Origin of the sequence: Leptolyngbya sp. ST-U4 (assembly GCF_039962215.1) — a bacterium.
GTDB lineage: Bacteria > Cyanobacteriota > Cyanobacteriia > Elainellales > Elainellaceae > Leptolyngbya_A.
Window position 1 is genome coordinate 152,141 of record NZ_JAMPKZ010000008.1, and the last position, 12,190, is coordinate 164,330.

Genomic DNA, 12,190 nt, shown 5'->3' on the forward strand with positions numbered 1-12,190 from the left:
TTTTTTACTTTTGCCTTGTTGCAAGCAACCTGTATCTAAAATCTCCCTTGAACTTCTGTGAGGAGTTGGTCAACCCCTTGCTTCCAAAGTTGCTTATCGACCGTAACGAGCAAAGTATGACCTGTGTTTGGAAAAATAACGAGCTGCTTTGAGCCATTCAGATTCTGAAAAATCTGATCAACCTCTTCTAAGGTCGTCCATTTATCGAGTTTGCCGTGCAGTAGCACAGCAGGGCATTTGACCTGAGTGGCATAAGTAACTGGATCATGCGTAAAACCATTAAATCGATGTTGAATGCTCCCCCAGAAAACAAGCATTTCGGCGATCGGAAAGGTTGGCAGCCTGACTGCTCTTAATCGACTTCTAACCGCATCTAAAAGTCGTGCAAAAGGAAGCTCAAGAATGACTGCATCAGGGTTCACTTGCTCGCGGGCAACTGCTCTCAGAATTGCGGCACTTCCCATTGACACCCCGTACAGCACAAATGGACGCTTGAAGTTTGAGCGTTGAGCGTAACTCAGGGTTAGGGCAACATCTTTGGCTTCTCGTACACCGATCGTTGTTGTGTTGCCACTGGAACTGCCAACCCCTCTAAAATCAACCAGCAAGGCATCATATCCTAGCTCGTGAAATACCTCGGCTGGAGCTAAAAGCTGTTTAGCCTTGCTCCCTCCATTTCCAGGAAAAAGTAGAACCGTCCCGCGAGACATAGATCCTTGAGCAGGAATAAACCAGGTCTCCAGCCACTCGGTTGGATTGATGGAAATACGCTGCTTGACAAATTCAAGTCCAACATCGAGCGGGAGTTTAGAACTGGTCGGTCTAGGACGTCCCAAACCCCACTGTCCAGGAGGATTATAGTGAGTCAGAGCATAAGCCCCTGCATAGGACAAAACATTGAGCGCGAAGAAAACAACCAGTAAGACCTGCAAGAGACGCTTTCTGCTTTTGCGATAATTTCTGGCTGCATTCATCATAGACCTTATCCTGAATCTGCTCACTCAGCATCAGCTTAAACCCGCCTGCCTGATCGCCACCCGCGTGATAACACTGTAAGCATTGATATCAGACGAAACCGAATGCTCCCTGTCCACGGGCAACAACCCGATCGCAACGTCATTCTTTAGCCCGATCGAACCCGCTAAAATGGGAAAGATCTCCCGGATGAGCAGCTTTTCAGGCTATGACCGTGCAAACGCCCACTGATTTTCAAGACTATTTTGATGTCGTCGTTGTCGGAGCCGGGCACGCAGGCTGTGAGGCAGCTCTGGCAACGGCTCGAATGGGCTGTCGGACGCTGCTGCTGACGCTGAATCTGGATAAAATCGCCTGGCAGCCCTGCAATCCAGCGGTCGGAGGTCCGGCAAAATCGCAGTTGACCCATGAAGTTGATGCCTTGGGCGGCGAGATCGGCAAAATCGCGGATCGCACTTATCTGCAAAAGCGGGTGCTGAATATCTCGCGGGGTCCGGCGGTCTGGGCGTTGCGGGCGCAAACTGACAAGCGGGAATACGCAGCCGTAATGAAGCGCATCATTGAAAATCAGGAAAACCTGATGGTGCGCGAAAGCATGGTTACGGATCTGGTGTTGGGCAAAAATGACGAAATTATTGGCGTTCAAACCTACTTTGGCGTTGCCTTTGGCTGCAAAGCCGTCATCCTAACCACGGGCACATTTCTAGGCGGCACGATCTGGGTCGGCAACAAGTCGATGGCGGCAGGACGCGCCGGGGAGTTTGCGGCAGTGGGCTTAACCGAAACCCTGAACCGCATGGGCTTTGAAACCGGCCGGCTAAAAACCGGGACTCCAGCACGAGTAGACCGGCGATCGGTTCACTACGACGCACTCGAACCCCAGCCCGGAGACTCCAACGTGCGCTGGTTTAGCTTTGATCCTGAAGTCTGGGTCGAACGCGAGCAATTGCCCTGCTACCTGACCCGCACCACCCCGGAAACCCATCGCATCATTCGAGAAAATTTGCATCTGTCTCCGGTGTACGGTGGCTGGGTGGATGCGAAAGGTCCGCGCTATTGTCCCAGCATTGAAGATAAAATCGTCCGCTTTGCCGACAAAGAATCACACCAGATTTTCATTGAACCTGAAGGACGCGACATTCCTGAACTTTATATTCAGGGCTTTTCAACCGGACTGCCGGAAAACTTGCAGCTTCAAATGCTGCGATCGCTCCCCGGCCTGGAAAACTGCGTCATGCTGCGTCCGGCGTATGCGGTGGAATACGACTACATCCCCACAACTCAGTGCTACCCAACGCTGATGACTAAAAACGTTGAGGGGCTCTTTTGTGCAGGGCAAATTAACGGCACAACCGGATACGAAGAAGCCGCCGCCCAGGGCTTGGTGGCAGGAATCAACGCCGCTCGCTTTGCCCGCCATCAGGACATGATCGTGTTTCCGCGTGAGCAGAGCTACATTGGCACATTAATTGATGACCTTTGTACTAAAGACCTACGCGAACCCTACCGGATGCTGACTTCGCGATCGGAATATCGCCTGATTCTGCGATCGGACAACGCCGACCAACGCCTGACCCCCCTCGGACGCGAGATTGGATTAATCGACGATCGCCGCTGGGAACTTTTCACCCGTAAACAAGCAAACATTGCCGCTGAAAAAGAACGGCTGCACGAAACCCGCGTCAAAGAACACGAGCCGATCGGCAAGCAAATTGCGGCAGAAACTCAGCAGGCAATCAAAGGATCGATTACGCTGGCAGATTTGCTGCGTCGTCCTGGAATTCACTATGCGGATTTCGATCGCTATCAGCTCAGCAACCCTAGCCTGGCCCTGGCAGAGCAAGAAGGCGCAGAAATCGACATCAAATACTCCGGCTACATTCAGCGGCAGCAAACCCAGATCGAGCAAATCGCCCGCCAGGAGCATCGCCCGCTCCCCCCCGATCTGGACTACCACGCCATCTCGACGCTTTCAAAAGAATCCCGTGAAAAGCTGGCAAAGGTAAAACCCCTCACTGTTGGACAGGCGGCCCGCATTGGTGGCGTGAATCCGGCAGACGTGAATGCGCTGCTGGTGTATCTGGAAGTGCGTATGCTTCGCAGTTCCCTGAAGGGGTGATCGCGCACCAGATCGATAGACGAAGTCATTCGGTAGAGCCTTGTGACCCGAACTGCCCCACTTGTCCCTCATTGTCAGGTTCACGCCGATCGTCTCCACGACACTCAAGCTCTGAAGCAAACTCCGAAGCCGGCCGATTTGCTGATTTTTATAAACCATTTTCAGAAATCGGGGCAATCCTGATACAGTTGGGAGAAAAATACTAGTTTTCAACTGCCCGCACCTTTGAACTGACTACAAATAGCGATCGTTTCCTAGTTTCAATAGGTTACAACGCTGCATTTACAGGTTATAAAAGAGGGCAGTCTCGATCGAGAAGGATTTTATGTTTGGGCGAATTATCCCAGAAGTTCTTCTCCGCATCGCTCTTGATCACTGTCACTCATCCTGTCGTCCTATGTCCCAGCCTCCTTTTCAGCCTTCCTCACCCACCGACGATCAGCCTGCTCAGGCACAAGCCGAAGCAAGCATGGCGCAGACAGCCCTGCTAGAGCCGTTAGAATCTGCGGCAAGCAGTCCGTTTAACCAGAGTGCCGATCGCCTGATGGATGACCTGTTTGGTGGACTGGAGCAAGCTCTGGCACGGGAAACGTTGTTATCCGTTGAGCCTGAGCCTGCCGAAAAGCCCGCTCCGCCTGCGGAACTTCCTGTGGGGTCGATCGCCGCTCCTGGAGGAATCGCTGCCCTGATGCCTCGCCTCACGCCGCGTCAGCTTGTTCCAGGTGAGGTGGAGCCTGACCCGGATGTGGTGCTGGCAGTCAGTCAGTCAGCCCATCCTGCGGCAAAAAGACGATCGTTTGATATGCTGCTGCTTTCGACGCTCTGCGCTTCTTTGCTAACCACAGGAATTCTCTGGCTATGGCTTCGCAATACAGAGCAGCTTCCGCGCTGGGGAAATGGGCCCGCGCAAACTTCCGCACCTGTGGCAAAAGCTCCCCCGCCAACCGCAGAACAAATTCAGGCAGCACAGCAGCAGCAGTTTTTAGACTATGTAAATCGCTCGCTCGATCGCATTGGGCAAGCAGCCAAAGCAAACCGACTGGCTCAGCAAAACCAGCCCGAAAAGCCCGCTGCCTCGCCGACTCCTTCCCAAACCGTTCTAGAGCGGGTCTACGTTCCGGTTTATCCGCCGCCTCAGGTGATCACCGCACAGCCTAACGTCGTCATTCAGCAGCCCAGTGCCTCCGCAACTGCCCCAAATACTGCCCCAAATACTGCCCCGACCACTCCTGCACCTGCGGCAAACGTGCCCAATATTGCGGCAGCTTCCAGCTACAAACTGATTGGTGTTCTGGAGCTGGGCGATCGATCGGCAGCCTTGTTTGAAGTTAACGGCAGTCCACGCCGGGCACAGGTGGGTGAACCGATCGGCGATAGCGGCTGGATACTGGTTTCGGTTTCAAATCAAGAAGCGATCGTGCGGCGCAACGGAGAAGTGCGATCGATCTACGTGGGGCAGGAGTTTTAGGGAAATGATTTTGACTTTTCAAATTCAAATCCTTGCTGAGGCAGTTACCGATAGCGATGGAGAATCATTCTGCTAATGTGATAGTCTGCTTGGGACGATCGCGATCGGTCAGGAGAGATGAAACCATTTCCCGCTCAGGCCAAGGTGAGGCAGATTCGCTATGGACAATGGGCTGAATGGCTAATGCTATTTGGCAGTACGCTGTTTATCTATCTGGCGAACGGAGCAATCATCAGCTCGAATGACAGTGTGCCGAGTAGCCTGCTTGCCTTTAACTGGCTGGAGAATCATACGCTGCATTTCGATGCTTTTCGCGGCGGACATTACTATATGCCCAATGATATTTTTGGGCAGAACGGTATTCCCTATTTCTTTACCGAATCGCCGACCGGACATCTCACTTCTGCTTATCCGATCGGTACTGCATTACTCAGTTTTCCGCTCTATGCGCTGTTTTTTCTCTACCTCAAGCTGAGCGCAATTCTTCAGCATCAACCGCTGGGTTTAGACATTACGAATCCGGCATTTGAGCCGCAGCGACAGTTTTATGAAAAGCTTGCCGGAGCCATCTTAGCTGCTCTGACCAACGTTATTTTTTATCTACTGGCAAGGCTGAAATTCGATCGATCGATCAGTTTATTAATCACCTTTATCTACGGCTTTGCCACACTAAATTGGGCGGTGAGTTCTCAGGGACTTTGGGCCCATACACTTTCAAACTTGGCTCTGGTTTGCATTCTGCTGTGCCTCTGGAAAGCTAATCGACTAGAGGGCGAAAGTCTCTCGCATCGGCGCAAAACCATGTTGGTCACTGCCGGCTTTTTTAGCGGTTTATTGCCTGCAATTCGTCCAACAGGTTTACTGTTTCTTGCTGCAATATTGGTCTACGTTGTCGTTACCTATCGCAGGGAAACGCTGTTTTTTCTGATTGGCGGACTGTCTTTTTTGTTCAATAGTGCCTGGAATATTTATTATTTCGGATTCAGTCTGCGGGTTTTGATTGTCGGTGGCTACAGCAGCCTATTTCAGCATTCAAGCACCTATGATTGGACGCTGAACTATTTTAATACGGCGTTTTGGGGATATCTCATCAGTCCGAGTCGTGGCTTGCTGATCTTTTCCCCGGTGCTGCTATTTTCAATTCCGGGATGGTATCAGGTTTACAAAAGACGATCGCAAACTGATGAACGGCTGCTGATTCTGCTTGGGATTGCCTGTTTGGTGCTGTTTATTCAGTACTGTTTCTATGTGCCCTGGTGGGGAGCGATTACCTACGGATCAAGGTTTCTCGTCGATTTTTTGCCCGTCCTGTGTTATCCGATCGCCTACGTTCTAGCGCATTTATTAAATCAGCTTGAGCAGAGCCGAAAACGAGTTTCTGTTCTTCTGGTTTCAGTATTTTTATTACTAACAGTTTACTCAACCTTTGTGCAGGTTGTGGGCGCATTTAGCGATCGGCATATTTGGGACACTTCCCCTTATTTCAGCGTCGATCGCTTGTGGAACTGGCAGGATAATCAAATTTCAAGACACACTAAAAACCTGCTGCTCAAGTTTAACGATCCGATTCCTCGTCCTAGAGTTTATCGTCGCCAGCTCGACGGCGTAATTGAAAAAATTCAAACCCAAAACGGTCAACTGATTCCAGAAGGGATCACCGTTCGCCCTTCCCAGGAAATAATTCTGCAAGCGCAGCTCAAAAATACGGGCAAGGCACAGTGGTTTGGCTACGATACAGGACTAAGGCGCGGTAGAGCGATCGTGAAGGTGCAGTTTTTCGACCGCGATCAACAGCGAATTCCTAACTCAACACCAAACTTGCTCTTTGTCCAAGGGACACCCCGTCCGGGAGAAGCCACCAAAGCAATGGGAGCGATCGTGTTTCCCCAGCAGCCCGGAACCTACCAGATGGTTTTCACCCTGGGACTGGAGCGCATGGGAAATTTTCCGCCTGACACTCGACCCGTTAAATTGATTGTTCAGGTGACGCAGAGTGCCTTGGGTCCTCAATCATTTGAAGATGAAAATTGCTTTCAATTGCTGATCTACAAAAGTTAAGATTCTGCGATTAAATTTGGGCTAACTGAGAGAATGAGTACTTATCGCTCTTCGATTACCGTTGGCATTTTTCGCTCAGATCTCTCTGTTTCTGATATATCTGCTGCTCACTCATTTACTTTTTTCTTAATGAGAAAGTTTATTTACTTTTTCAAAGATTGGGACATTAGATGTTATGACAATTCGGAAGTTTCCCCTAGAAGCAATTCAAAAACTCAGAAACACGATTCAAGCGGAGCTTGCGATAGCAAATACCCAAACTCAGCTCTCTAGCTGGCCTGAACCCAGTACAGAAGTGCCCGAACCCGAATTCCTCGACGACTTGAGCGACATTTTTACCTTTGGCGGACGATCGAAAGAAGAAAGAACCGATTTTGTGCAGCGAAGCCCGTGGTTAATTAGTCCGTTTAATCCGGCATCGGTGCTGCTCAAGCTACCCGGACTATGGCTCAAACCGGGATATTGCTTGGTGGGCTACCTGTATCGCACTGCTTCCAAAGAAGCCGGACTAATCTTTGCCCTGCCCGAAGCACTCAGCACCACAGCTCACCTGCAACAAGCCCTGACCCACAGCACGATCGCCACTCCCCCTAAGCCCGAAGGCGCAATGCCACACTTTATGGCTGCGATCGACGGCGATCGATCAGCCGCTTCATTTATGGTCGCTTCTCTACTCAAGCGCGAACTGCAAGAGTTTGGGACGAGGCAAAGCAGTTCTCCCCCCGAGGCGATCGGCAAGCGATCGATATGGCGCCACCACCGCCTGATCCAGGCTTTGCCTAGCAAACTTCCCTGGCAGTGGCACACCGAAATGCCCAAAGACTGGTTCCCTAAAGCAAGCGTCCTGCCTAACGGACAGGCAGCCGTTGAATTTTTCTCCTGCCGGGTGAGCGCACAAGAAGCCGTAATGTATCGTCATCTCGATCGCTATCCCGTGGATGGGTATCAGCCGACTAGTTCGGAGCGGGCGTTAGCAGTGGTGAGGCGATCGTAGCGGGCAGGGGGCGGAGTCTCCTCATCCCCACTTTCCCATCCACCCATCCACCCATCCACCCATCTACCCCTCATGACAACACCCCTGCTCCTTCCCCTTTACCGACGGCGGTACATCTAGCGCAGGATTGGCATCAAAGAAGCCAACGGGCTTGAGCATAAATCCCGAATAGGCAGTGGGCATGACGGGGAAGTCTTCGGGGCGGGGAATGTGGTGGTGTCCGAAGGTGTACCAGACAACGAGATCGGTGTTTTCGATCGATCGATTGGCTCGCGTCCATTGGGGTAAGCCTTCGTCGCCCGGATGCTGGTTGGGATAACTGCCTGCGGCGAACATCTCATCGGGTTCGTAGGGCGTGACCCACAGGTGTTTAGTCATGAATCCGGCGCGCTTCAGAATTGGCGAGTCGGGGTGGGCAAAGGGCAACACATTTTCACCAGGGACAATTTTGAAGCCAACGGGTTGACCGAGTCGATTAGTGACGTTCGGATTGACAACCTTCCAGTAGCGGGCGGTAAAGGGGTCGATAATGCGCTGGGCTTCCTGTTCGGTCGTGAGCAGCGTTGATTGAGCATAAAAGGCGTTGCCCTGGGGGTTTTCGGGGCCGATCGCCTCAGCGTAAGAATTCACCTCACAAACCGAGTTGCCTGTGCCATCCAGGTCAAAGTCAAGCCGCAGGTTAAAGAAATGCTGGTGGTTGAGGGCATTCAGCTCGGGAGCAACAACGGTGCCATACTGAGGAAAATCGACCAGCGTACCGCAAAGCAAAATTCCCGTCAGCTTGACTTCGTACTGAATCGTGCCGTCTTGATAGAAGTACCAGAAGAAACCGTATTCGTAGTTATCAACGGTGGCAATAAAGGAAAGCACTAAGCGGCGCGATCGTCTCACCTGCGCTTCGTTCAGTCGCCAGTCGGTATGCTTCCAAAGAATGCCGTAGTCTTCTTCGTGCAGGCAGACTGCATTTTCCGTAATTGCAACTTCGCCCCAGCTATTGGTCAACACGGCATCAAAATAGCGGATTTCGCCCAAACAGTCGCAGCCCAGCGTCAGCGAATTTGCCAGGACACCCACGCCATGCTCGCCCACATCAAAGGCATTTTTGCGGTAGTGCTGCGGGCGGGGATCACCATAAGGCACGACCATCTCCGACAGAGAAGCGCGATAGAGAATCGGGCGCAGCCGCCCCTGGTCTTCGTAGCTCACCTGGTGCAGCACTAGCCCTTCACGGGGAGTAAATCCGATTCGCAAATCCCACTTTTGCCAGCGGATATGGTGTCCGTCCACTTCAAAGCTCGGTCCTTCAGGCTGGGTGATGTGCAGGGGTTTGATGTCAGTTCTGAGCGGTGGCTGAAAGCGGTCGGCATATTCACTCGCTTCCGGTGGCACAGGGACAACGTCCATATCCTCGATCCGCAGCACTTCCATTTTGTTCAGGTTCACAACTGGAACCAAACCATCGATCGGGCGAGCATAGAAGTTGCCGTCGGGTTTTTCGCGTAAATAGCACAGTGCCCGCGACAGCCGGATTCCCTTCTCGTCCTCAAAGCCAAAATTACCGATCGCCCACGGGTCAACGACCACCAGACCCAAATCCGTAATGCCACGTTTTGCCAGGGCTGCCCGAAAGTCCGGGTGCGCTTTCACGGCTGCCTCACATTCTGACAGCTCATCCGGCATAATATTGGGCTGTACATCGGGAATCGCCTGCCAGAATACAACCCGCTTCTGGGTCAGGGAAACGATCGCCTCATAGGTGGTTCCAGTCTCATTATCTAGCAGGATTAAGAGGGCTTGCCGCTCGATCGGATCACCCACCTGAAAGTTCAGCACCGTAGACTTCGGCGGCTCCTTCAAGGTGACACAGGGAAACCGAAACGATGCCCCGACATCAACCCCTAGATTGGACTCCTGTCGCACCAGAGCCACTGCCGCAGCCACTTCTTCAACGGTGAGCGGCTCCAGCGGGTGATTCACAGGTTGAGTTAGGGCAAGTCTTAACACTTCATGCGTACTGGTCATAACAAATTGCTGAGCTAAAATTTTTCGATCCGGTTGCTTACTCCTTGCGGACGACATTTTTTTTGCCCGAAAGAAGAAATAGGGTTGCTGCCTTCGAGTTTAGCAGGGTCTTGATTTGACCTACTTCAGCCCCAGCGGAATGCCATTTGTCCTGCTAAAGTTTTTTTGGAGCCGAGCGAGCATTGCCACAGAGATATTCCGAAGGAGGTAGCCTGAAAGGCAGAGATAGCATTAGGATTGATAAAAATCTAAACCTCGTGCTTCTTGCCCTTTTCTAGTATCCCTTCAGCATTCACAGATGCTTGTGGGGAATCGCGTGAAATGGAAGCTGACATTGCGCTCCTTTTCGCTGCGTACTTCCTGGTTTGTATTCCGTCGGTCTGCATCTACATCAGGTTCGTGATTAGACTAAGTTCATTCAGTTGATTTGGTTCGTTAACTTTAGCTAACGAATTGACTGAGTTTGCTTTGCCCTATTTCACTTTCCTTCTGTTATCGTTCGAAGCTCGGTTGTGACGGAACATCAGCGCAGCTATTCTTAACATGAGTCGCTCCCATTCCCCGCTCAGTCCCAATAAGCCGCTGGGCGGACGTTATCGAATTATTCAGCAGCTAGGAGTTGGCGGTTTTGGACGCACTTTTCTGGCGACTGATTTGCATTTGCCGGGGTATCCGCAGTGCGTTATCAAGCACCTCAAGCCCCAGGTCAAAAGCGAAGATACGCTGCTCATGGCGCGACGCTGCTTTAACACCGAAGCGCAGGTGCTTTATCGGCTAGGCGTTCACGATCGCATTCCCCGCCTGCTGGCACACTTCGAGGAACACCAGGAATTTTACCTGGCTCAGGAATTTATTGAAGGCGAACCGCTTTCCCAAGAATTGGTCGAAGGCAAGCCCTGGTCGCAAGCAAAAACCCTCACCTTTCTGCAAGAAATTCTGCAGGTGCTGGAATTTGTGCATAGCGAGCAGGTGATTCATCGTGACCTCAAGCCTTCTAACCTGATTCGGCGTAGGCGCGATCAAAAACTCGTGCTGATTGACTTTGGCGCAGTGAAGCAAGTCAGCAACCAGAATCTTGACCCCGACACCGGACAGACCAATCTCACGATTTCGATCGGCACTCAGGGCTATATGCCCAGCGAACAGCTTGCCGGAAAACCCCGCTTTAGCAGCGATGTGTATGCGGTTGGCGTGCTAGGAATCCAGGCACTGACCGGACTGCACCCCAAATATCTGGGCGAAGATGCGGTCGGCGAAATCGACTGGCATTCCTTTGCGGCGCACGTTCATCCTGCCCTGGTCGAAGCGATCGATCGCATGGTGCGGTACGATTTTCGCGAACGCTATCCCACTGCATCCGAAGCCTTGGCTGCCCTGAGCAACCTGCCTGCTGCCGTCGCTGAAGACATGACAGAACCGCCCTTGGTTCCTGTTCCAGCCACAATGCGCCAGCGTTTCACTGTGGCAGGGGCTTCTGGAAATAAAGCAGGGCTGAAAAATTCTGCGGGAGAAGCCGTCGCCCAAGCAACCCTTCAGGGGAACATTCAAACGATCGCTCCCAAGGCTGACAAAATCGACTTTCTGACACCGGAAGAAGACGAGCTGGCAACCGCCCTCTGGATACCCTCTGAGTCTTTTGGCAATAGCATTCCTGCTCAAACAGGCGCAACCCAGCTTCTGGGCAAACTCAACGCCCAAGATCCCATGATGACAATCGGGTCAGTAGCCTGGAGCGGACAACGCTGGCAATGGCAGCCCTGGTTTTTGCTGGGTACGGTAACAGCGGTCGGGCTGTCTGTGGCTGCGCTTCAGGCACGATCGCCGCTGGCGCTCAGAAACTGGTTCGAGCGCAACCCGCTTGCTTTTCCGACTTCGATCACGGCGAATCCTTCGACCAGCCCTTCTCCGCTGCCGAGTGATCCAAAGCAGCTTGCGACCGTACTGGTAGATCAGGCAACCCAGCTTCAAAGCAGCAAAAAATACGAAGAAGCCCTTCAGCTCTACGATCGAGCAATTGCTGCCCAACCGGACTTTGCCAATGCCTACACCAAACGCTGCGAAGTGCTAAACCTGCTGAAGCGTCCTGAAGCGGCGATCGTTTCTTGCAATGACGCGCTGGCGTACAATCCCAATGACCCAATCGCCCTTTGGAGCAAGGGCAACGCGCTCATGCTGCAAAACCGCACCTACGAAGCCCTCAAGATCTACGAAGAAGTGACGGCTCTGAAACCGGATTATGCGCAGGGATGGATGCGACGGGGGGTTGCGCTGCAAACCCTGGGACGATCGGCAGAAGCCCTCAACGTCCTCGATCGGGGCATTGCCCTGGAGCGCAACGCGGCAGAAGCCTGGATTACCAAAGGGGCTGCCCTGCTGAACCTCCAGCGATACAACGACGCGATCGCTGCCCTAGACAAAGCCCTCCAACTTCAACCCAACAGCCACGAGGCAAAGAAATTGCGTCAGCAGGCATACGATCGAATGGGGCAGTAAACGGTTTGGTTTTAGCTCGAGATTGGGATGCGGATCAGGCAGGAAACGACTTTTTTCACCC

General features: G+C 52.4%; 7 protein-coding genes. 5 read left to right on the forward strand and 2 right to left on the reverse strand.

Annotated features, from left to right (window positions below; translation table 11 throughout):
• Nucleotides 1–35: 35 nt before the first annotated feature.
• A complete protein-coding gene (locus NDA02_RS14405; RefSeq protein ID WP_348255167.1) occupies nt 36–977 on the reverse strand; it encodes an alpha/beta fold hydrolase in 942 nt (313 codons plus the stop codon).
• A gap of 206 nt (nt 978–1,183) precedes the next feature.
• On the opposite strand from NDA02_RS14405, the gene mnmG reads away from it, so the two are divergent.
• The 4 genes from mnmG (at nt 1,184) to NDA02_RS14425 (ending at nt 7,614) form a co-directional block, all read left to right on the forward strand.
• Nucleotides 1,184–3,094 carry a tRNA uridine-5-carboxymethylaminomethyl(34) synthesis enzyme MnmG gene (gene mnmG / locus NDA02_RS14410; protein WP_190793098.1) on the forward strand — a complete coding sequence of 637 codons (1,911 nt, stop codon included), beginning with the start codon at nt 1,184–1,186 and terminating at the stop codon, nt 3,092–3,094.
• A 397-nt stretch (nt 3,095–3,491) separates the two neighbouring features.
• Entirely contained in the window at nt 3,492–4,562 is a 1,071-nt protein-coding gene (locus NDA02_RS14415; RefSeq protein ID WP_190793097.1) for a hypothetical protein, read from the forward strand.
• Nucleotides 4,563–4,679: 117 nt separating this feature from the next.
• Nucleotides 4,680–6,620, forward strand: a complete 1,941-nt coding sequence (locus NDA02_RS14420) for a hypothetical protein (protein WP_348246672.1) — start codon at nt 4,680–4,682, stop codon at nt 6,618–6,620.
• Nucleotides 6,621–6,795: 175 nt separating this feature from the next.
• Nucleotides 6,796–7,614, forward strand: a complete 819-nt coding sequence (locus NDA02_RS14425) for a hypothetical protein (protein ID WP_190791838.1) — start codon at nt 6,796–6,798, stop codon at nt 7,612–7,614.
• Between the two features lie 63 nt (nt 7,615–7,677).
• Here the strand turns inward: NDA02_RS14425 and NDA02_RS14430 are convergent, their stop codons facing one another.
• A complete protein-coding gene (locus tag NDA02_RS14430) occupies nt 7,678–9,636 on the reverse strand; it encodes a primary-amine oxidase (RefSeq protein WP_190791837.1) in 1,959 nt (652 codons plus the stop codon).
• Between the two features lie 543 nt (nt 9,637–10,179).
• Here NDA02_RS14430 and NDA02_RS14435 point away from each other — a divergent pair.
• On the forward strand, nt 10,180–12,129 hold the full coding sequence (locus NDA02_RS14435) for a serine/threonine-protein kinase (RefSeq protein ID WP_190791836.1): 1,950 nt from the start codon (nt 10,180–10,182) through the stop codon (nt 12,127–12,129).
• The last annotated feature ends 61 nt before the right edge of the window (nt 12,130–12,190 follow it).